25 protein-coding genes, 1 tRNA gene and 1 pseudogene are annotated in these 20,872 nt (G+C 45.4%); 3 read left to right on the top strand and 24 right to left on the bottom strand.

The genetic code is table 11. The features are described 5' to 3' along the window. Positions 1-55: 55 nt before the first annotated feature. On the top strand, positions 56-361 hold the full coding sequence (locus B2089_RS10570; protein ID WP_296323968.1) for a type II toxin-antitoxin system Phd/YefM family antitoxin: 306 nt from the start codon (positions 56-58) through the stop codon (positions 359-361). Beyond that, entirely contained in the window at positions 358-819 is a 462-nt protein-coding gene (locus B2089_RS10565; RefSeq protein ID WP_296323971.1) for a type II toxin-antitoxin system VapC family toxin, read from the top strand. The genes B2089_RS10570 and B2089_RS10565 overlap by 4 nt, the downstream gene beginning before the upstream one ends. A gap of 108 nt (positions 820-927) precedes the next feature. Here the strand turns inward: B2089_RS10565 and B2089_RS10560 are convergent, their stop codons facing one another. Together B2089_RS10560 and B2089_RS10555 are read right to left on the bottom strand one after the other, a co-directional pair. Beyond that, positions 928-1,980: a hypothetical protein gene (locus B2089_RS10560; RefSeq protein WP_296323974.1), complete on the bottom strand. Its 1,053-nt coding sequence runs from the start codon at positions 1,978-1,980 to the stop codon at positions 928-930. 43 nt (positions 1,981-2,023) lie between these two features. Continuing rightward, the gene (locus tag B2089_RS10555; RefSeq protein ID WP_296323977.1) at positions 2,024-2,896 is read right to left on the bottom strand and encodes a TatD family hydrolase; all 873 of its coding nucleotides are present in this window, start codon (positions 2,894-2,896) and stop codon (positions 2,024-2,026) included. Positions 2,897-3,025: 129 nt separating this feature from the next. Here B2089_RS10555 and B2089_RS10550 point away from each other — a divergent pair. Continuing rightward, a tRNA-Leu gene (locus B2089_RS10550) sits at positions 3,026-3,113 on the top strand. Positions 3,114-3,135: 22 nt separating this feature from the next. Here the strand turns inward: B2089_RS10550 and B2089_RS10545 are convergent. From B2089_RS10545 to B2089_RS10440, 22 genes and pseudogenes are all read right to left on the bottom strand, one after another. Further along, on the bottom strand, positions 3,136-3,669 hold the full coding sequence (locus B2089_RS10545) for a hypothetical protein (RefSeq protein ID WP_296687221.1): 534 nt from the start codon (positions 3,667-3,669) through the stop codon (positions 3,136-3,138). Further along, a complete protein-coding gene (locus tag B2089_RS10540) occupies positions 3,656-3,841 on the bottom strand; it encodes a hypothetical protein (protein WP_296323983.1) in 186 nt (61 codons plus the stop codon). Before B2089_RS10540 ends, B2089_RS10545 begins: the two co-directional genes overlap by 14 nt. Beyond that, on the bottom strand, positions 3,838-4,224 hold the full coding sequence (locus B2089_RS10535) for a YraN family protein (protein WP_296323986.1): 387 nt from the start codon (positions 4,222-4,224) through the stop codon (positions 3,838-3,840). Before B2089_RS10535 ends, B2089_RS10540 begins: the two co-directional genes overlap by 4 nt. A 38-nt stretch (positions 4,225-4,262) precedes the next feature. Then, the gene (locus B2089_RS10530) at positions 4,263-4,526 is read right to left on the bottom strand and encodes a phosphohydrolase (RefSeq protein ID WP_296323989.1); all 264 of its coding nucleotides are present in this window, start codon (positions 4,524-4,526) and stop codon (positions 4,263-4,265) included. A 39-nt stretch (positions 4,527-4,565) separates the two neighbouring features. Next, the gene (locus B2089_RS10525) at positions 4,566-4,832 is read right to left on the bottom strand and encodes an EscU/YscU/HrcU family type III secretion system export apparatus switch protein (protein WP_296323992.1); all 267 of its coding nucleotides are present in this window, start codon (positions 4,830-4,832) and stop codon (positions 4,566-4,568) included. Beyond that, positions 4,833-5,936 (bottom strand): hypothetical protein, encoded by a 1,104-nt coding sequence (locus B2089_RS10520; protein ID WP_296323997.1) that lies wholly within the window; start codon positions 5,934-5,936, stop codon positions 4,833-4,835. 176 nt (positions 5,937-6,112) lie between these two features. Next, positions 6,113-6,451, bottom strand: a pseudogene (gene rplS / locus B2089_RS10515) (50S ribosomal protein L19); the annotation flags it as partial. A gap of 12 nt (positions 6,452-6,463) precedes the next feature. After that, entirely contained in the window at positions 6,464-7,249 is a 786-nt protein-coding gene (trmD, locus tag B2089_RS10510) for a tRNA (guanosine(37)-N1)-methyltransferase TrmD (protein WP_296687215.1), read from the bottom strand. A gap of 4 nt (positions 7,250-7,253) precedes the next feature. After that, positions 7,254-7,856 carry a ribosome maturation factor RimM gene (gene rimM / locus B2089_RS10505; protein WP_296322836.1) on the bottom strand — a complete coding sequence of 201 codons (603 nt, stop codon included), beginning with the start codon at positions 7,854-7,856 and terminating at the stop codon, positions 7,254-7,256. Between the two features lie 6 nt (positions 7,857-7,862). Further along, positions 7,863-8,096, bottom strand: a complete 234-nt coding sequence (locus B2089_RS10500; RefSeq protein WP_296322838.1) for a KH domain-containing protein — start codon at positions 8,094-8,096, stop codon at positions 7,863-7,865. A gap of 20 nt (positions 8,097-8,116) precedes the next feature. Further along, positions 8,117-8,365 carry a 30S ribosomal protein S16 gene (gene rpsP, locus B2089_RS10495; protein ID WP_296322841.1) on the bottom strand — a complete coding sequence of 83 codons (249 nt, stop codon included), beginning with the start codon at positions 8,363-8,365 and terminating at the stop codon, positions 8,117-8,119. Between the two features lie 116 nt (positions 8,366-8,481). Further along, entirely contained in the window at positions 8,482-9,501 is a 1,020-nt protein-coding gene (locus tag B2089_RS10490; protein ID WP_296322843.1) for an RluA family pseudouridine synthase, read from the bottom strand. Continuing rightward, positions 9,479-10,048 carry a lactate utilization protein gene (locus B2089_RS10485; RefSeq protein WP_296322846.1) on the bottom strand — a complete coding sequence of 190 codons (570 nt, stop codon included), beginning with the start codon at positions 10,046-10,048 and terminating at the stop codon, positions 9,479-9,481. Before B2089_RS10485 ends, B2089_RS10490 begins: the two co-directional genes overlap by 23 nt. A gap of 9 nt (positions 10,049-10,057) precedes the next feature. Then, positions 10,058-11,563, bottom strand: coding sequence for a Na+/H+ antiporter NhaC family protein (locus B2089_RS10480; protein WP_296322849.1), 1,506 nt, complete (start codon positions 11,561-11,563; stop codon positions 10,058-10,060). A 1-nt stretch (position 11,564) separates the two neighbouring features. Beyond that, positions 11,565-11,735: a hypothetical protein gene (locus tag B2089_RS10475; RefSeq protein ID WP_296322851.1), complete on the bottom strand. Its 171-nt coding sequence runs from the start codon at positions 11,733-11,735 to the stop codon at positions 11,565-11,567. Between the two features lie 34 nt (positions 11,736-11,769). After that, positions 11,770-12,828, bottom strand: a complete 1,059-nt coding sequence (locus tag B2089_RS10470) for an oligopeptide/dipeptide ABC transporter ATP-binding protein (RefSeq protein WP_296322855.1) — start codon at positions 12,826-12,828, stop codon at positions 11,770-11,772. A 4-nt stretch (positions 12,829-12,832) separates the two neighbouring features. Continuing rightward, positions 12,833-13,933, bottom strand: coding sequence for a ribose-phosphate pyrophosphokinase (locus B2089_RS10465; protein WP_296322858.1), 1,101 nt, complete (start codon positions 13,931-13,933; stop codon positions 12,833-12,835). Next, entirely contained in the window at positions 13,930-16,044 is a 2,115-nt protein-coding gene (locus B2089_RS10460; protein ID WP_414717871.1) for a dipeptide/oligopeptide/nickel ABC transporter permease/ATP-binding protein, read from the bottom strand. Before B2089_RS10460 ends, B2089_RS10465 begins: the two co-directional genes overlap by 4 nt. A gap of 6 nt (positions 16,045-16,050) precedes the next feature. Then, positions 16,051-17,049 carry an LEA type 2 family protein gene (locus tag B2089_RS10455; protein WP_296322865.1) on the bottom strand — a complete coding sequence of 333 codons (999 nt, stop codon included), beginning with the start codon at positions 17,047-17,049 and terminating at the stop codon, positions 16,051-16,053. A 1-nt stretch (position 17,050) separates the two neighbouring features. Next, complete coding sequence (locus tag B2089_RS10450; RefSeq protein WP_296322867.1) at positions 17,051-18,166, bottom strand: ABC transporter permease; 1,116 nt, start codon at positions 18,164-18,166, stop codon at positions 17,051-17,053. Further along, a complete protein-coding gene (locus B2089_RS10445) occupies positions 18,159-18,902 on the bottom strand; it encodes a lysophospholipid acyltransferase family protein (RefSeq protein ID WP_296322869.1) in 744 nt (247 codons plus the stop codon). Before B2089_RS10445 ends, B2089_RS10450 begins: the two co-directional genes overlap by 8 nt. Positions 18,903-18,923: 21 nt before the next feature. Next, entirely contained in the window at positions 18,924-20,837 is a 1,914-nt protein-coding gene (locus B2089_RS10440) for an ABC transporter substrate-binding protein (protein WP_296322872.1), read from the bottom strand. Positions 20,838-20,872 lie beyond the last annotated feature (35 nt).

Here is a 20,872-nt window from a genome sequence, read left to right as displayed (position 1 = left end):
TTAAATTTGACAGAATAGCTATAATGTGACATAATTGGCGACAAGGAGGCGTTTTATGAATGCAATTCCAATCTTTGAGGCAAAGAACAAATTACCGTTTTTTATTCACAAAGCCGAAAATCGCGAGCCTGTTTTTATTTCCCGTCATAACAAAAATGTCGCGGTTCTCATTTCTTTCGAGCAATACAACGAATTCATTTCCCAAAAACCGAAACTCACATTTTTAGAGAAAATTGCCCAAAGGCAGAAGGAAATGAATCCGACACTCACCGACGAAGAAATCGACAGGATTTTTAATGTGCGCGACAACACTATCGACACTTACGAAACTGATGTTTTTGCAGGAGTGTTTGACGATTGAGCGAACAAAATACAAACGAAATTGACGAAGAAGCCCCCCATTACTTGCTTGATTCCAACATCATTTCTGAACTTATAAGGCGAAAGGCAAATTCCAATGTTCTCAAAAAAATGGTCGAGCATGTATCAGATTGGGCAATCTGCACCGTTGTATGGCAAGAATTGTTGTTCGGAATGTATCGGCTTGAAGATGGTCACAACAAACGCTACCTTCAAGATTTTCTGCGCAATGACATAGAAAGCGAATTCAAAATAAAAACATACACAAAGAGAGCAGCGGAAATTCATGCAGAATTGCGGGCAAAACTCGAAAAACAGGGCAAACCGACCCAGCTTGATGACAGCATGATTGCCGCAATCGCTCTCGCAAACCACATGGTTTTGGTCACAAGGAACGCAAAGCACTTCGAGGCAATCCAAGAAGTAAGCGACTTGCAAGTTGAAAATTGGTTCGACTAAATCTTGAAAAGCTTACGGATATTTTTATCGACTATCACGCTCAACTCGCTCGGCAAAAAACTCGCAAAGACAGTTCTTCTGGCGCGGCGATTTGTGGCATCCGTTTTTTTATTTTTCAAGTTTGAAGTCAAGGTCGAACACGGCGATGACATTCTTTTTGGTGTAAACGCTTACCCGGATTGTGTATGAGCCTTTTTCGTCTGATTCATCAAAGGCAAAGCCACAGTTGACTGGCGCGGTGTAAATCAAATCCTTTTCGGGCTTTGCATCAGCCAAAAGCAAATTTTTCATCGATTTTGAGGAATTTGAGATTGTTCCGTCTGGCTTTACAAGTTCCACATCATAATAAACAGGGAATTTTACCTTGTCATCATTAATTTTATACGCAATGAAAGGCGCGATTAAATTTTCCTTCATTGTGACTTTTGTGACAGTGCTGATTTCGGGTGAAGCGCTCTCGGGAACGGAAGTCCATTTTCCAAGAGCCTCTTTTATGTCACGGACAAGCAAAACGCTGACCGCAATGGAACCATCTGTAAAAGCCGCCGCTCCTTTTGCTGACTTAGCATAGCCGACTTCTTTCTCTAGCCCAAGCTCGCCGAACAAATAGAAGGTATTCCGAACCTTTTCGCGCATAAACGGAATATGCTTTTGAAGCGCGATATTGATATTCTCGTACTGCTCGGCGTTGGAACACAAAGACCAAAAAGCGGCGGATTTATTCGCTCCCCGAACAAGCAAATCCATCGGGAAAAGTGAATAAATATAAGCAGCCGATTCCTTCATTTCTGAATCTCGCAAAAGAAAGCCTGATATTAGTTCAAAATCAAAAGGAAATTCAACCTTTCCATCTTTGACTTCGCCGTTAAACTCTTTGATAATAGACATAAATTTTTCGTCGGCGGAAAGTTTTTTGAAATCAGCATTCACCGACTTGACGAACAAATCCTCGGTGTCAGCGTAGGCGATAATATTTTCAAGGTAAATTTCATCGTTTGTGTCATAATATTTAGCCCAATTTTCATCGAGAATCTTTCCTGTTTCCATCGTGAATTCTGGTTCGAGCAATTTTTTTTGACGGGCGACACTGCCCGTGCTCGCACAAGAAAAAAGCAAGCCGATAAAAGCAAAAATTAAAAACTGACTGAAAATTTTCTTCATAAAAAACTCCTTTTACTAGAAAACTATACCCCATATATTTTTGTCAAGCATTTTCAAACCTAAAAAGCGATTTTATATTTTTGTCAACCGTAAGGCTCAACTCACTCGGCAAAACACCCCTTGCCTGAGCCACGAAATGATAGCAATGCTCGATTAAGACGGGGGTATTAGTCTGCCCACGGAAGGGAACTGGAGCAAGATAAGGCGAATCGGTTTCCATTAAAATGCGGTCATCCGGCACAAAGCGAAGAAGCTCCTTCATTTCATCCATTTTTGCCTTTTTTGTGTAAGTTGTGGCGCCGCCAAAGGCAATGTACCAGCCTAAATCCAAAAATTGCCGCGCCTCTTCCTTTCCGTAAGAATAACAGTGAATGATTCCCTTGTGGTAGCCCATGTTTTTTATACAGTCAAGAGTGTCTTCAAAGGCATCCCGGCTGTGAACGATTACAGGAAGATTCATTTTTTTCGCCAAATCAATTTGCATTTGGAAAAGCTCGCGCTCGCCTTCGTAAACGCTCTGGTCAAAATCGCTCTCGCACCTTCCGTCGGCCCCACCAGGATTCCAGTGATGATCAAGGCCGCACTCGCCTATTGCCACCAGATGGCTTTTGTCGGCGAAGGCTTCGATTGAATCAGACAGTTTTTTCATTGCCTCAGTGCGATTTTTGATTTCATCCACATCCGGCCAGATCCCCGCGCTGTAATAAAGCATTTGGTCGGCGGCCTCACGAAGATTTTCTGGCAATCGCGACACCGTCTCCTGAAGCTGCACATGACGGCGGAGCAAATCATCGCTTCTGGTGCCTATGTCAAGTCCGAAAAATGTATTGCGTTCTGCAAGCTGGCTTAAAATCTCAACGCCGTCCAATCCGCGCTCAATTAAATGATGGAAATGAAAATGGGTATCACTGAACATAAAAATTATTCTACCGAATTTCCCTATTCATTGCAAAAAAAAGACCAAACAGTCCTCTGATTACTTGAATTTTAGCACTTTTTTATGATATAATAAATTCGTTGTTTTTAGGAAACTGAATTCAACGATGCCAGGATGGTGGAATAGGTAGACACAAGGGACTTAAAATCCCTCGACAGCTAATACCGTCGTGCCGGTTCGATTCCGGTTCCTGGCATAGGCAGTGCCCTTTTCCCTTCTTATTTTACCTGACTGAACAAGCCCGCCATTTCGTTACGCCATGAGCCTCGCTCGCTGTCACGAGCTTCCCATTCGATAATTTTCTTGATTGTAAAATGTTTTTGGTCATGTGGATTTTCAAAATGAAGCAAGCCGAATCTTCCCTGCCCGATATATGCGATTTTATCGTTTTGCCCAACAGACTCTGATTCCGTAAGTTTTGAAATTACGCAATCAAAATGAACAGGTTTATCGCTGCTTTTATTGTTGATTGCATTCGCAATGTCAGTGATTGGCTCTCCGCAAATTTCACAAGTTACGACCTGCTCTTTAAATGCGCGGATTGCGTTACGGTTTTCTTCGATTTCTTTTTGATTTATAGAATTCGCGAAGTGACGGCGCTCTTGCCTTCTCTCATAAGAAGCACTTCCCCGACTTTCGTGCTGTCTGCGCTCCATGCGCTCGTTTCCATGAGACTCTTCATTTCTTTCACTATTTGAGCGGTTGTTCCAGCTGCGATTTCTTCCTCCGCGCCGTCGATCATTTCGACTCATGCCTTCTCCTCATTAACTGCTGTTCGTTATCTTCAACAATTTTACGGCTTAATACCTGCGCGATTCTCTGAACTGCGTAATCAAGATATTCCGTATCGTGAATTTTTTTGCGCAATTCCATAACGCGAGGTGAGAATGTTCCGTCTAATACGACTGATTTAGTAGAAGTCATACGAACTCCGAAAAAGCATCTTGAATATGATAAACGCTCGGCAGATTAGGCATATCAATAACAATGACATCAAATCTGATTTTGCTACTATTATATTCTCGATGATTTAAGAGAAAAAAATTAGCCGTTTTGATAATTTTTCTCTGTTTTCTCAAATCAAGTTCATGGGAAAGCGTCTCACGACTGCCACTAGGCAAAGCCTTTACTTCCACAAAAACAAGAACATCATCCTTCTGTGCAATTATATCAATTTCACCGCTTCTTGTCCGAAAATTTCGCCCAATAATACGGTAAGAATTCTCAATCAAGTAGGCACAGGCTTTGTTTTCACCCGATTGCCCGACAGAGCGGGTAGATTTTCCTTCAGTCAGACTGTCTTTCATCAAGTCTTCCACAATTCTGAATTAAGCATTATGAATTATTAAAGTTCCTCGACTTCTTCCAAGTCCTCTAGCATGTACAAAGATTCGGGCGTTTCTTGATTTTTTCCGTCATTAACCAAATGCCCGTAAGTAAGTAAATATTCAATATTCCATCGCTGAATGGCATCAATATGATAGTTTTTAATAGCTTTTTCTTCTCCAAGAAACATATTTTCCCCGTCGTCAAAAAAAACGGGCGCAGAAAAACGCATGCCAAGTCTTAATTCTTTACAGTCAATTTTATTGAATTTCTTTTCGCCCATACATGCCCCTCAACTCTGAAATCTATTTCTATTATATACCTATGATTTATGCTCGTCTAGTTTAAGTATAAAAGCAAAAATTGTGGCAATCGCGGCATAAGTTTCTTCAGGAATAAAAGAACCCAAATTCTGCAAGGAGAGTACATTCGCCATCTCAGCGTTTTCCACAACGGGAACATCATTTTCTTCGGCAATTCGAACAAGCCGTTCCGCAACACTGCCCTTAGCCTTTGCCGAAATATATGGGGCATCTGCCCACTCAGGATAACGAAGCGCTACGGCAGAAAAAATGTCGTCTCTTTCCATTCAAGCCTCTCCTCTCACAAACGAAAGTTCCTCATCCGATACGGCAAATCCCCGCAAAGAGTCAAAATCCACTTGCTCAAGGTGCGTCGAAGACGGGAATAAAGAAGAGAACAGGGAAAGCGACTCTGGTGACGAATAATCATCCTCCGAGTTTGAAGCAAATTTTACGGAATCAGGCTTATTATCCTTGAAACTGAGCGAAAAAATCCTATTAGTTCGAGTATTTTTTATATCAATAATAAGTTTTTGCAGATTTTTCAATTCAGAATCAAAGAGGAGTTTTATCACTCCATTTGACTTTTGAAAATCCCACTCAAAGGGAAGCAGGATCCAATGACGAAGCGGACTTTCCTTGTTTTTAGCAGAAAGTACTGTATTAAATGCAGTCAAAACACCGTGTTTGTGATTAAGGGCTGCCGCATCTACAGATTCAAAAAACTTTTTTATATCAGAAGAATTTATCTTTTGAGGAAAAGTTGAAAGTCCTAAAGCAGGAGCTTCTTTATTTTTGCTTTTTCTCTCAGAGTCACCTGAATCACGCTGATTCTTCCCAAGGATTGCAGAAACTCGCTCATCGCTTGATTTTATTCCTTTTTCTTCAAGAAGAAGCGAAATCTGGGATTTTTCACCATCGGCGTCAGAATCTTTTTGAGAAGAACGCAGAGTTTTTTTTGCCAGAGCAATGTCAATTTTCATACCTAACTGATGCATAAACTGAAAGAGTTTAAGGCTAGATTCATTAGGCTCAAAGCCAAGAGAAGTCAAAAAGTCTGCAATTTGTGGTGACAACGAGCCTTTTTCCGGGGTAAATTTCTGTACTAAACCACCAGAATCCGCATTTTCTTTTATCAGGGAAAGCTCTACGAGTCCATTTTTTACGCTAACACGCGCAGAAAAAAAAGAATCGGGCGCAAGATTTGCCTCTGACTTTACGCTGATTTTTTGCCCGGCAATGGAAACTGTATAAAAAGACTCAGCGTCTTTGGAAAGTATCCGCCCCGTTACCGTCGAACCGTTCCTTAATACGGTAGAGCGAATCTTTTGAGAAAGCTGACCTTGTACAATATGAACTGGAGTCATCAAAATAAGCAAAAAAATAACCACAGACAGAGAATCTGTGGTTTAAACTTCACGCAGTTTTCAGCTTGTTATTTTTCTGCTGCATTTGCGTGTTCTGCAGCTTCCTCAGCCTTAACCTCTGCTTTGAGAGCAGCTTCTTTTTCTGCAGCTGCCTTAGAGAGATCGCGAGACCATTTGAGGTATTCAACAGCTGGCTGACCGATGAGTTCTCGGACTTTAGCTGCCTTACCAATCTTGTCACGAACATAGTAGAGCTTAGAACGGCGAACATTGCCCGGACGAACGATTTCTACATTTACAACGCGTGGGCTGTAAACCGGGAAGATTCGCTCAACGCCAACACCGTAAGAAATCTTGCGGACAGTAAATGTTTTGCGAACTCCGCTGTTTTTGATTGCAATAACGAGTCCCTCAAAAATCTGGATTCGTTTTGTTTTGCCTTCGATGATTTCAAAGTGAACTTTTACAGTATCGCCAACTCTGAAATTGAGGGAAGTTTCATCTTCCTGCTGTGCTTCAATAGTTCTGATAAGATCCATTGTTATTTTCTCCTAATTGACCGATGGCTTTTTGCCACGGCGTTTTCTGCCTTCATGCTTCTGTAAGTGCATTTCCAGCAGTTCCTCAATCATCTTTTCGGCTTCTGTAGTGAGCAAGCCCTGTGCCCTTGCGCTACTGATTAAATCAGGACGATTCGCAAGTGTTTTTTGGAGCCGCTTTTTCAGCCGCCACTTTCGGATTAACTCATGGTTGCCACCAGTTAAAACCTCTGGCACTGCCAAGTCCTTGTACACAGCCGGGTGAGTGTACTGAGGATATTCCAAAAGTCCGTCAGAGTAGCTTTCTTCATCGAGGCTTTCAGGAGTGATTACATTTTCTACCAGCCGATAAACAGAATCGACTATAACGGTAGCCGCAAGCTCTCCGCTCGACATGACATAATCCCCGATGGAGATTTCGTCGTCTACATACAAATCGATGATTCTCTGGTCGATGCCTTCGTATCGTCCGCAAACCAAAACGATTTCGTCTTTCTGACTAAGTTCCTGCGCTTTTTTTTGCGTGAATGGCTTTCCCGAAGGAGTGACATAAATCACATGCTTCTTGTAGGCCTTTACGCTGTCAAGCGCTCGCCCGAGAGGTTCCGCCATCAAAAGCTGGCCGGCACCTCCTCCGTACGGTTTGTCATCACATGTCTTGTGTCTATCAAAGGCAAAATCCCTGATATTCACTAAATCGTAGGCAATAATTCCCTTTTCAACCGCTTTCGCCATGATTGAGGCTTCAAAAAAAGCGCGCGGAATCTCAGGAAATAAGGTCAGCACAGTAAATTTCATGGAGTTACTCCAGAATCCAGAGGTGCATCAACTGGATTATCTTGTTTTTGACATCAACCTTTCCGATGAACTGATCCTTGAACGGCACATAGACCGTGCGGATTTTGCCATTGGAATCGTATTTGACATCGCTGCTAAGACAATCACAATTCTCGGCCAGACAAACCTCCAAGAGGTTTCCAGAACCGCCTTCCATTACGTCTGTGATTGTACCCACCTGTATGGGCGCAGAATTTTCTGCCAATCCGTCTTTACCCTCGTAAACGAGAGCACAATTTTTTAAGTCTTCGACATACCACTCGTTCTTACGCAAAGGACAAGCGTATTTTCGCGGTACGACAATTTCCCATTTGCTGTACTTTTGCACAGCTTCGGGGGAATCGATTCCCGCAAGTTTTAAATACAAGTCACGGCCGCCGACTTCCGCGTATTCCACCGAAAAGGGCTTTTGCTCCCCGGTTTTGCCGTTTCTCAAAGCAACTTCTTTCATCGAAGCGAAATGCTCGTATTCTCCAGAAGTGCTCTCTACTTTAAATTCGCCCGAAATGCCATGTGAGGCTCGAACGAAGCCAACGATAAAGTTGTCGTTCTTATTAGATTGTTCCACAGTTTCTTAGTCCAGTATGTCGAGGCTATAACGCTTGCCATCTCTACTGGCTGATGCACTCAATACTGTGCGCAACGCTTTAGCAATTCGGCCGTATTTGCCGATTACCTTACCAATGTCACCCTGGGCTACGCGAAGTTCAAGGACTGGACCTCGTTCACCTTCGGTTTCATTTACCGAGACTGCACTGGGATCATCGACCAATGATTTTGCAATGTATTCAATCAGGTCTTTTTCCATTCCCCGTTACTCCCGCTAAACTATTTGTTAAGGCCGTTCTTGCTAAGAATCTTTTTGACTGTGTCCGTTGGCTGTGCACCAACGCTAATCCAATACTTTGCACGCTCCATGTCAATCGTAACCTGATTGCCGTCTTTCTGTGTAACTGGCTGGTAGGTACCGATCTCTTCGATGGTCACGCCGTCTCGCGGCTTGCGTGAATCCTGAATGACAATTCGGTAGCAAGGTCTTTTTGCTGCACCGAACTTCTTGAGTCTGATTTTGACCACAATATTCCTCCAATTATAGAATAGTGAGATAATACTATATCTTTTTTAGAAATAATAATCAATCGGTTTGCGAGGCAAACGCAACCTTTATAAAGGTTTCTTTTTCCCCGCGCCCCTTATTTTTCCAAATTCTGAGCAAAAACTTTCTCGCCAGGACATTCAATCGTCATCATTTCGCCCGTAATCGGATGGGGAAAAGTAAGGCTCTCGGCATGAAGCATAATCCTCTCGTAGTCACAGCCGCCGTAAAGACAATCCCCTAGAATCGGAAGGCCTTGCGAGGCAAGATGCACTCGAATTTGGTGAGTCCGTCCAGTAAGCGGGCGACATTCTAATAGAAGAAAGTGACTTTGGCTGGTTTTCTCTTTTTTGCCCGGCGATATTTCTTTTAAGACAGTGAATTCCGTTTTTGCAGGCAAGCCGCCGTCCTTTTCGCTCACACTGCCCCACTTTGCCGCCTGACCTTTCGGGCTGATTCTCCCCAAAGGAAAATCCACGGTAAAGCTTTTTCCCTCAGGAAAGGACTCGATTTTCGAAGAAGGCAGGCAAACCACCGCATTGTAGACTTTTTTTGCCGTGTGATTCTCAAACATTTCATGGCAAGCGGCATTGACGGCGCGGGATTTCGTAAAAAGAATCACTCCGCTGGTGTCCCGGTCAAGGCGGTGCATTATTCCCACATAAGGGGGATTTTTTGCGTTCGGCTTTTCGATTTTCTGCCGCTCGAACAAAAAACGCACGATTGCCGCGTGAAGATTGTCCCGGCTTCCCACCATGCCGGCTTCCGTGGGAAAGTGAGATGGCTTATTTACCACGATAATGCTCTCATCCTCAAAGAGAATGTCTTTTTCAGTCAGCTCAAAGGCGATATCGTCAGGCTGTTTTTCAAAAAAAAGTTTTTCCTCTTCGATTTGAACCTTAACCACAGACGAAGGCTTGACTGAAAAAGCAGGAAGCCGAACCTGTCTGCCGTTAACGCTCACGCAGCCCGCCACAATAAGACGGCGAATCTTAGAATTCGACACTGCCAAGCCTAAAAAACGAGGCAATTCCGCCCGAAGCAAGTCATTGAGAGAAACCGATGAAGATACATGCAGAGTGAAAGATTTAATTTTAATATCCCAAATTTTCGCCAACTAGGATGATTTTGATTCTGCCCTTTGTTTTACAGATTCTTGTTTTTGAGAAAATAGCACAGATGTCTCTTTCATCACTGAGCTTAAGCCTTTTTGCGTTTAAGGGAGCGGCGATTTTAAGGGCTCGCTCTTCCAAATCTGCCTCGCTGGGAACGATTTTGTTGATTCCCACCAGAGCCACCACTGATTTTGGGCCAAAAGTGATTGCAGCCACCCGGTTTCCGTTTCCGTCAATGTTAAAAAGAACTCCGTCCTCACTCACCGCATTGAAACTTGTGAGGAAAGTGTCGGCAGTTAAGCCCTGTCGCATGATTTCGGCCCGTTCCTCAGGGGATTTTGCCGTGTCACGGTCAATCAGCTTGTAATTCCCGGCTTTTACCTTGGCCAGCAAGCCTGATTCCTCGATGGAAACAGAGCCGCCCCAAGCTACAGACGAGCCATGGGAAATGAAAGAAAGTGCCTTTTCCACAGCCTCGGCCTTGTTTGCGGCAAAGACAGCCTCAAAGCCTCTTTTTTTGAGATTCTCGATGATTTTATTTGTGTCCATGATTTTCCCTTATTTAATTTTCTTTTTTAAAACAATCAAAGTTCCGAGCAAAGCGACTGCCCCGACAATCCATGAGATAATTCCGCTGGCTACGATTCCCAAGCCCTGAGCAAAGCCCGCTACGATGTAGGTGACGAAAGAAATTGTCGCAACTGTAATAGCATAGGGAAGCTGGGTTGAGACATGATTCACATGCTCACACTGGGCACCCGCGCTTGCCATAATCGTGGTGTCGCTGATTGGAGAACAATGGTCACCGGCAACAGCCCCCGCCATACAAGCAGAAATGGAGATAATTCGCAAGGGATTATCCACGGCCGGGAAGACTGCGATACAAATTGGAATAAGGATTCCGAATGTTCCCCAGCTGGTGCCTGTGGCAAAAGCAAGGAAGGCAGCGATTACGAAGATGATAGCGGGCAGGAAATTCTGCAGCCCCTGGGCGCTGTTTTCAACAAGACCGGCTACATACTTTGACGCCTCAAGCGAATCGGTCATGGCTTTGAGAGTCCAGGCCAGAGTAAGAATCAGAATGGCCGGAACCATGGCCTTAAAGCCGTCTGGAATACAGCCCATGCAGTCCTTAAAAGGAAGGACGCGGCGAATCAAAAAGACGATGATTGTCAGGACAAGAGCCGCAAAAGAGCCGAGAACAAGTCCTACTGATGCGTCGGAAGCTGCGAATGCGTCCACGAAATTTTTGTGTTCTTCGCCGCTGGCAAAAAATCCGCCTGTGTAAATCATGCCAATCGTACAAAGAAGAATCAAAGCCACAATCGGGAAAACAAGGTCGAATACTCCGCCACGACTGCTTACCTCTTCGTACTCCTCATCAGGCAGATTGAGGCGGGAGTCCTCGTACCTTGCCATAGGACCGAATTCAAATTTCATGAAAACGAGAAGGAACATCATTCCGATTGTGAAGAAAGCGTAGAAATTGAAAGGAATTGCCTTGCAGAAAAGAGCAAGACCGTTCTCTCCTTCACTGACAAAGCCCGCCACAGCCGCCGCCCAAGAAGAAATCGGCGCGATGATACAAACAGGAGCCGCAGTCGCGTCAATAAGATAGGCCAGTTTTTCCCGTGAAACCTTGTATTTTTTGGTAATTGGGCGCATGACCGAGCCGACAGTGAGACAGTTGAAGTAGTCATCTATAAAAATTAGGATTCCGAGACAAATCGTTGCCACCTGAGCGCCTGCACGGCTTTTAATGTGCTTTTTAGCCCATTCGCCGAAAGCCGCAGAACCGCCAGCCTTGTTCATAAGGGCAACCATGGTTCCGAGAACTACCAGGAAGACAAGGATACCCACATTCCAGCTGTCTGAAAGCTGCTTAATCATACCGTCATTAAAGACATGAGTAAAAAAGCCTGTGAATCCGCTTGATGCATCAACTGCAAAAAAAGCACCACCGATTAAAATTCCGACAAAAAGTGAAGAATAGACTTCCTTTGTGATGAGAGCCAGGGCGATTGCGACAATCGGTGGCAGAAGAGACCAAAAAGTTCCTGTCATTTTATTTTCCTTTATTTAAAAGTTTTGAAAAATCTGTTTTTAGGGGATTTTCTATACCATCATTATCAAGTTTTTCAATGACAGCAATTGCATAGTTCAATTTGTCCAGTGAATCAGCCGCGCAATAGGTTTTAATCTGCCTGAGCGCTTCCAGAACCTCTTTATTTGTCATGGCAAACTCCTTTTTTATTTCAGATTAACACAGTTTAACAGAGATTACAACGAACTTTGTGACCCGCACTGATTTCCTTCCATTCAGGGATTTCTGAACGGCATTTTTCGCTTGCATGGGGGCAACGATGGGCGAAGGGGCAGCCGTGCAAGCTTTCAAGAGTGGTTTTAACTTCGCCCTTTGACTCACCGCCAGAACTTTCGCTTCCCTGAAAGAGAAGTTTCGTGTAAGGATGGGCGGCTGTCTGGTACAAATCACGAGCAGGGGCTTCTTCCACAAGAAGCCCGCGGTACATTACGCCGATTGTGTCGCAGAAATAGCAGGAAACCCGTAAATCATGGGCTATAAAAAGAAAGGAAATGCCTCTTTTCTGGCGAATATCCTGCAAAAGATTGAGAATCTGGCTCTGGACGGAAACATCCAGCGCACTCACCACCTCGTCACAGAACATGACTTCGGGCTTCATGATAAGGGCGCGGGCAATAGAGATTCTCTGCCTCTGGCCGCCGGAAAATTCGCTGGGTCGTTTTTCCAAGTCCAAGGGATCAAGGCCAACTTCTTCCATGATTTTGGCAGCTTCCTCCCAGGCGGCTTTTTTACCCGGCCAAATTGAAGAATATTTGTAGCTGGCGGTAAGGATATTGAAAACCGTCATGCGGGGATTTAAGGAGCGGGACGGATCTTGAAAGACATATTTGATTTTTTCCCGGTAAGAGCGGAGCTGCTTGCGATTAAAGAGAAGGACATTCTGTCTTGACGCGCTAGGGATAGGAGCGGCGCCAGTTGCCGCAGGCAATGGAGCGTCAGCGGAAGGGCGGATAGCCCGACTGCCGCTTGTCGGCAGGAGCGCCCTGTTTTCGCTGGAACTGTACCAGATTGCCCCGCCATCAGCCTTGTACATGCGAACTAACATTCTCGCCGTGGTGGTTTTGCCACAGCCGGATTCACCAACCAGACCGTAAGTTTTCCCTCGCTCTATTCCGAAAGAGACATCGTTGACCGCGTAGACAAACCGGTCTTGCTTGGCGAAAAAGCCCGCGTCCAGAGTGAAGCGTTTTGTTAAGTGGTCAGCTTGAATGATAAAATCAGACATTTTATTAATTCTCTCCGCTCTTTTTATATAAATCAAGCATTTCCTTAATTCGTTTTGCAGGACGGACAAGCTCTGTCATTGACTCTCCCTTATTCATTGTATCAATGATTGCCGCCACATAAAGGTTCACATTCACAGAGTAATACCAGACTTTTTCTTTCAGTTCAGACCTCTGATGAATGAGATTTGTCGTGAAAAGCCGGTCAAAAAGACCTTCCTCATAGGCCTTGTCGAATTTCTCGAAACCGTTGGTAAAAAGTCCGAAAGTCGCAAAAACAAGAACTCTCTTTGCACCCCGCGCTTTCAGTTGCTGCGCCACATCAATCATGCTGCCGCCCGAAGAAATCATGTCATCGATGACGATACAATCCTTTCCTTCGACAGACTCGCCGCAAAAATCATGGGCGATAATGGGATTCATGCCATTGACGACCACGCTATAATCCCGTCGCTTGTAAAACATGCCGATATTTACGCCGAAAATTGATGCCATAAAGACAACCCTGTCCATGGCCCCTTCGTCCGGGGAAATAAACATCATGTGCTCGCTGTCAATTTTTAAGTCTTCATATTCTGTAAGCAGACTTTGGGTAAATTGCAGGGCCGGGGAGACATTCTCAAATCCGCTCAAAGGAATTGCGCTCTGCATTCGGGGGTCATGGGCATCAAAAGTGATGATTTCATGGACTCCCATATTCTCAAGTTCCCGCAGCATGACAGCGCAGTCAAGGGATTCCCTCAAAACCCGGCGGTGCTGGCGGCTCTCATACAAAAATGGCATGATTACGGTGATTCGCTCGGCCTTTCCGTTACAGGCTGCAATCACCCTCTTTAAATCCTGAAAATGATCGTCCGGGGACATGCGGTTAAGCTGACCGTCCATTTTGTAAGTGATTGAGGAATTACAGACATCCACGAGAATGTATAAATCACGGTCCCGCACGGACTCTTTGACGATTCCCTTAGCCTCGCCGGTTCCGAATCGGGGACATTGGGCTGGAATCAAAAAATGCTCGCCCCCCCGCCATTCAGAAAGGATGGAATCGATTTTGTTTCCTGCGTTTTGGGCAGACTCCAGCGCGATAATTCCAAGTTTTCGTGTCATGATTCCCCCATTTTGTAACAAATCCCGCTTTTTTTACATTCATCTTTTGCGTATTGGCATCTTGGCGCGAAAGGACAGCCCGGCTCCGGGTGAGCGGGATCCGTGACGCGGCCGGGAATTGAGACTAATTTTTCTGTGCTGTAGTGGCTGCCGAATTTCGGCGAAGAGGCAAGGAGAGCCTGGGTGTAAGGGTGCTTTGCATGGCGCATGATTTCTTCGCTACTTCCCTTCTCCATAATGAGACCGCCGTACATGACGATGATATTGTCGCAAAGGCCTGCCACCAAATCTATGTTGTGGCTGATGAATATAATAGAAAGATTTCGCGTTTTTCGAAGATTTGCCAGCAAAGAGACAATCTGAGCCTGAATCGTAACGTCAAGGGCGGTGGTTGGCTCGTCTGCAATCAGAAGCTGGCAGCCCTGGGCAAGGGAAAGGGCGATGGAGATTCGCTGGAGCTGCCCCCCTGAGAACTGGTGGGGGTAATTTTTAAGGCGGCTTTTGGGGTCCGGCAGGCCCACTTCGTCAAGAAGAGTCACGGCTTTTTCGTCTGCCTCGCCGCGACTGATTTCAGGCTGGCTGTTTCGGAAAGTCTCGAAGAAGACCGAGCCTATGTTCTGCAGGGGGTCAAAGCTTCTGCCCGGCTCCTGAAAAATCAGGCCGATTTTTTTGCCCCGGTATGAGCGCATCTCTTTTTGGCTCAGGGAAGTAAGCTCCACGCCGTCAAAAAAGATTTTTCCCTCAACTGTGGCGTTAGAGGGATGCAGGGCAGGAATCGCCGTAGTTGTGACAGATTTTCCGCTTCCCGACTCGCCCACGATTCCCAGTATTTCGCCACGATTCATCTGGAAAGAGACTCCCCGCACGGACTGAATAATCGTGTGGGAAGAGCCTCGCAAGACAGTGAATGAAATCCTGAGATTCTCCACGGAAAGGAAAGAAGCAGACGCGGATTCACGCGGATTCTCGCTGATTTCATCCTGACTGTTTTTTATAATCTGTGTTAATCTGTGTGAATCTGTGGATTTTTTCTTCCATGTAGGGAAAATCACATGATAGGGGTCGAAATAGTCCCGGAGAGCGTCGCCTAAAAAGTTGAAGGCCAGGGTGACTAAAAGCAAAAGCCAGACCGGGCTAAGAAGCCATGGGAAATTCTTGAGGTTTGAAAGAGTGGAGATGTCACGGTTTATGAGGCTGCCCCAGCTTACGGCAGGATCGGAAATGCCAAGCCCCAGATAAGAAAGAGTGGTCTCGCTCATGATAAAGCCCGGAATGGCCAGCGTGGTAGAGACGATTAAGAGACTGGTAATCTGGGGGATGATGTGGACGAAAATAATCACCGTGGAAGGGATTCCTTCAAGGCCCGCGTCAAGGACGAATTCATCCCGTTTGATTGAGTGAACCATGCCCCGGAGAGTGCGGGCAGTTCCAGGCCAGCCGACCAGGGAAAGAATCACCGTGATTATCATGTAGGCCGTGCCGGAATCCATTTTCGTGTTTAAAATAGAACGCAAGAAAAGGATAAGGTATAAACTCGGTATGAGCATGAGGAATTCACAGACACGCATGACAAACCAGTCAGGTTTTCCGCCGTAGTAGCCTGCAATTCCGCCAAAGAGAATCGCCAGAATCAGGGAAATGGCGCTGGCAACAAAGCCGATTGTAAGGGAGATTCGACTTCCGTAGACCATGCGGGAAAAAAGGTCACGACCGAGATTGTCCGCTCCGAAAAGAAAGACCGGGTAGACTTCGCCGGTGCTTTCGTCCGGCAGGGTGCCGAAAAGGTGACGGCTCACTGGAATGAGGCCGAAGAGGCGGTATTCCTCGCCTTTTACGAAAAAGCGGATTTTGTGGTGGAATTCGCTACCCTTCACTTTCGCATACCGCCATGTAATGGGGCTCAAGACCCGGTATTCTCTGGCGACCAAGCCTTTTGCGCTAAGTTCGATGTTTGAGGGATGAAAAGTGTCTTCCTCAAATGAGCGGGTGGGCGTATAGGGCGAGATGAATTCAGCAAAAATCATGAAAAGATAGAGAAGAGCAAGCAGAGCCAAAGAGACAAGCGCAAGAGGTCTGCTTTTGAGGTATTGAATCAAGCGCACCACAAGCATCCCGCCTTATTTTGAAATTCCAAAATTAGACAAGGGAACTTCTTTTGAATAGGCAAGAGGAATATTAGGAGCATAAGAAAGCTCCGTAAAGGACAATCCGCTGTCAAAAGTAAATGTCGGATTTCCACCCTTTTTATTGAGAAGTTGAACTATGAATTTTCCTGCCGTAAGCGTATTGAGTTTTGCCGTCACAGGAATTGTTCCGCTTGAAGAGGTAATTTCATTATTTGAGCCAGCATCAAGCTGAATTGCGTTGCCAGACGAAGTTGTGAGAGAGCAAGAATTAAGGACATACTTCCATGGAGCTGAACCAGAATTTGCGACATTTAAATTAAACGAAACCTTAAAATCAAGGTCAATTCCGTCAAAAACGCTGTCAGCAACTGACTGACCGCCAATAATCGCAGCCGCAACAGTCGCAGCCTTTACAATATTCATGCCCCCGGAAACAAAAGAATCTTTAAGTTCTGTCAGACTGGGAAGTTGCACTTTTGGATTAGAGAGAGAAAGCGAAGGTTTAAAAACAGGAACATCAAAATCCACAGAAAAGGGCAAATCAGAGGCAAGAGATTCGGCAAGAGCTGCGCCATTAAAATCAAGAGAAACTTTTCCGTTTATTTTAAATGGTAGAGATGTTTTTGAAGATGACTTTGAAGAAGAGGCAAATGAGAGAATCGTATCATAAGGAACTTTGAAAGACAATTTATTTGTCTGCGAACCGAGAGCCTTGACTTTAACACCTTCATCGGCAGTAAGGCTTGTAAATGTATTTGACTCATAGACAACATCTGCGGCGACTTTTTTTATTGAGATGCCCACTGGAAGCGGATTTGAAATCGAATAATCACAGTTGAATGTAATTCCGTCAAAATCTACAGAAGCAAGCGAAACGGCTTTTAAGGAGACTGACGGAGCTAGCCCCAATTCTTTCAATGTAGAACATGAGAACAGGACAAAAAGTGCAAGCGCAGCGGCAAGCAGAGAAACAACATAATTTTTTTTCATATTAACCTTCCTTTCCATAACGGATCCGCGGATCTACGACCGCAAGTAAAATATCTGAAATTGTTATACCAATCAAATCAAGGGCAGCAATAAGCATGGTGCAGGCAAGGACAAGATTCACATCCTGCTGCATGACCGCATCATAAGAAAGCCGTCCGATTCCAGGGTATGAGAAAATAATTTCCAAAACAAGGGAGCCTGAAAAAAGAGAGGCCAGAAGATTTGCACTTCCCGTGATGTAGGGGTTGAGAGTGTTTCTGAAAGCGTGATTGAGATAAACCCGCCGCTCGCTGATTCCCCTTGAGCGAAGAGCCATGATGTAAGGCATGCCCATCTGATCCAGCATGGTTGAGCGAATCATGCGCATGGTTCCACCGATTCCGCCTAAAAATGAAGCAAACAGAGGCAGAAAAACATGATAATTGTAGCTGAAAATGAATTTAATCGGATTTTCTGAAAGAGGAAAATCTGGATATGCCGTCACAGGGAAAAGCCCCGTAATCGAAGCGAAAAGTTGCAAGAGAATCAGAAGAAGGATTCCGGGGAAGGCATGAAAGAAAAGGGCAAAGAAAGTAGCCGCCACATCCACACGGGTGCCAGCCTTGCTTGAAAAATAAACGCCCAGCAAAAAAGAGAAAACCGTGATAAAAACCAGGGAGATAATATTCAGAACAAGGGAATTAACGATACGGCTTTTAATAAGGAAAGAAACCGGTGCCTTTGAAATCAGCGATACGCCCAAATCGTGATGTATGACAACCCGCTCCAGCCAGCGGAAATACTGAATCGTAAAGGGCTTGTCCAAGCCCAGCTCAGAACGCATTTTGGCCATCTGCTCTTCGCTAAGAACATTGTCCCTATTTGAGCCGCCCTTTGACTCTGTCTGGCTCATAAGCTGCTGCTGCATCATCTGGTCAACGATATCTCCGGGAGCCAGTGCCATTAAGCCGAAAAGAGCCCAGCCAAAAACAAAAAGCACGACAAGCATAGTGACAAGCCGGGAAGTGATGAATGAAAGGAGAGGATACTTGGACCTCCATGTCCTGACAAGAATTTTCAGTCCGACAAGCGGCTGACTAGACTGTGAAGGGGTGGCGCCCGACTGATTATTATGCATTACTGCTTCCTGCCTGCTCATTTAAGGGCTCGCATACGATTTGCTCCACTTTTTCGTGGATTTTTGACTGCTCTTCTTTTGAAAGCCCTGCCGTTTCAATCGGGTCGTGAATTATGAGCTTAACATGCTGGCCTTTTTTGACTTTTTTTTGCCCCTCGTAGATTCTCCAGGTGCCGTCGATGGTAACGGGAACGATGGGTGCACCAGACATAAAGGCAAGCTTGAAACTTCCGGCCTTGAATTCGTGGTGGGGTCCGCCCTTGCTTCGCGTTCCCTCCGGGAAAATGACCTGAGAATAGCCCTTTTTTACGCCCTCAGCCGCATCATGAATGGCCTGAATTGACTTGCGGGGGCTTTTCCGCTCGATGAAAGTGCACTGCAAGAGCTTCATCCAGTCAGAAAGAAGGGGAATTTTACCCAACTCGGCTTTTGCTACGAAAGTCATGGGCTTGTTGATGTAGCCGAACAAAAGGGGAATATCCATGTTTCCCTGATGATTTCCGATGAAAACCACGGCCCTGTCCTGAGGAATTTTCTCAAGGCCTGTAACTTCTACCGTAGACCGAGTGACTTTTTCAAAAACGAAGCGCGCCCACTTGGGAACGATTCCGAAAACAACTTTATCGCGATTGGCAATGTCGCCAGCCTTGTCATATTTGAGGGCGAGACGGCGGACTTTATTTTTTGAGAGCATGTAAAATGCGACTCGAATAAAAGAAATAATCGTTGTAAACATTTTTCTATTTTACTCCTGATTTTATTTTAAATAAAGATAATTCGTTTCCGCGCCGTTTAGATTGTCGTAGTAAACATTGGTCATGTCCCAGCGATTTTGCAGGCCGTAGAAAGAGCGGCGGCGCATGAGATAGATAATCGGGCACTGCTCAAGGAAAATCGACTGATACTCATCCCAGAGAGGCTTGGCTTCCTCATAATCCACGATGCACTTGGCCTTGTGGTAAAGCTCGTCCACCCGCGCTTCCCAGTCAGTGGCGGGGGATTTTTGCAATGGGTACCAGAGATGCAGGTTTCCGTCGCTAACCCAGACATTGCTTCCCTGAGTGGGGAAAAGAGAGCCGCCACCAAAACCGATGATAATACTCTGCCAGTCGTAGCTTGTCATCAGCTGGTCAACGAGTTTCTGAAAGTCCGTGGCTCGTGGCGTAACCGTGATTCCTTCTTTTTTGCACTCGTCCACGATAATCTGGGCAATATCTGAAGAAATCGTGTCGTTTCCGTTAATGGTCAAATCAAATTCGACTTTGTTTCCCTCTGAGTCATACAAAAATCCATCGTCTTTCTTGGAAAATCCCGCCGCCTCAAGCAATTTTTTCGCGTGGGCATGGGAATAGCGGTATTGAAGGATAATATCTTCATTATAATAGCGGTTGACTTCGGGGAAGAAAGAGTAAGTCGGCTCGGCGAGGCCCCGGTAAGTCTGGGAAATGATTCTCTCCCGGTTCAAAAGGCAGCTCATTGCCTGACGAAATTCTTTTTTGCAGAACCATTTGTAAAAAGCCTCACCTTGATTTTTAGGATTTTGATTGAAAGACCAGAATGAAGCGTTCATGGAGCCGTCCGCATTAAAGACCGTGTAGCCCTCTGTTTTTTCTGCATTTTCAGGAATAAACTGGCCGTCGGGAGTAAGGACATTTTCTGCGTCCCTGACGGCTTCCTCCAGCTGCTCCGGCTGAAAAGAATAGTCCTCGATTTTGCCCTGTTTGAACAAAAGATAGGCCGTATTCGCATCTCCAACCACCTGATAGACCAACTCTTCCGGGTAATGATGGCTTTCGCCCTTCGCGTCCTTGTCCCAGAATTCAGGATTCCGCTTGTACAAAAGCCTCTGCCCCGGAACATATTCGGTAAGGAAATAAGGTCCGCAGGAAGGAAGCTCCTTGGGGTCTGCGGCAACAGTGAAGAGTTTTTTTACAGCATCCGCCCCGCCCTTGTCCTTTGCGGCCTTGTACAAAAAGCGGGGACCGAAATCCATATTCGTCTGCAGAATCGGCTCAGCGACAATCTGCGGAAAATGAAAAACAAAGCTCGCATCATCAATTTTTTCGATTGTAATCCGCGCCTCACTGCCGTCATCCATGGGCATAAACTGGGAATTATAGGCCGAAGAACCGCATTCTTCATCCCCCTGAATCTCATCGTACCAGAAAATCACATCGTCGCTGGTCACTTTTACCTTTGGCCTGGCGTTTCCGTAGAAAGACCAGTAGACATCGCTCTTAATCGTATATATCACATCGAGTTTATTATTTTCCTCATCGATTTTTATCTCAAAGTCCGCGATACGCCCCTTCCATTCCCGCTTGATAATGTCATAGTCGGCCAGATACTGAACCAGAGGAGCCACCACACCCGCCGTAGTACCGTCTTTTTCGGCCACCAGCATGTTAAAACTCTTGGGCTCCCCCATAATGATGTCATTGTAAGTGCCGCCGACCTTTCCAGTCTCAAAATGATTGGTCAAATTCGGGCGGTGAACAGTCTTCTCAATCAGTTCGTTAGCCCCGCTGGCCCTGGCCGCCTCAATCTCTGAAAGAGTCATTTCGGGGGAACGGGAACAAGAAGCGAGGAAAATCCACAGATTACAAAGATTTGCACAGATAAAAAATGTTTTTTTGGAAAAGTACCTTGAAAAGGAAGCGTGATGTTTCATAGCGAAATTATAGCAAAAAATAAAGGGGGAAGTCA

It is taken from the genome of Treponema sp. UBA3813 (genome assembly GCA_002368605.1).
GTDB lineage: Bacteria > Spirochaetota > Spirochaetia > Treponematales > Treponemataceae > Treponema_D.
The sequence above is the reverse complement of the archived record's forward strand: the minus strand, read 5'-3'. Positions and strand labels throughout refer to the sequence as shown.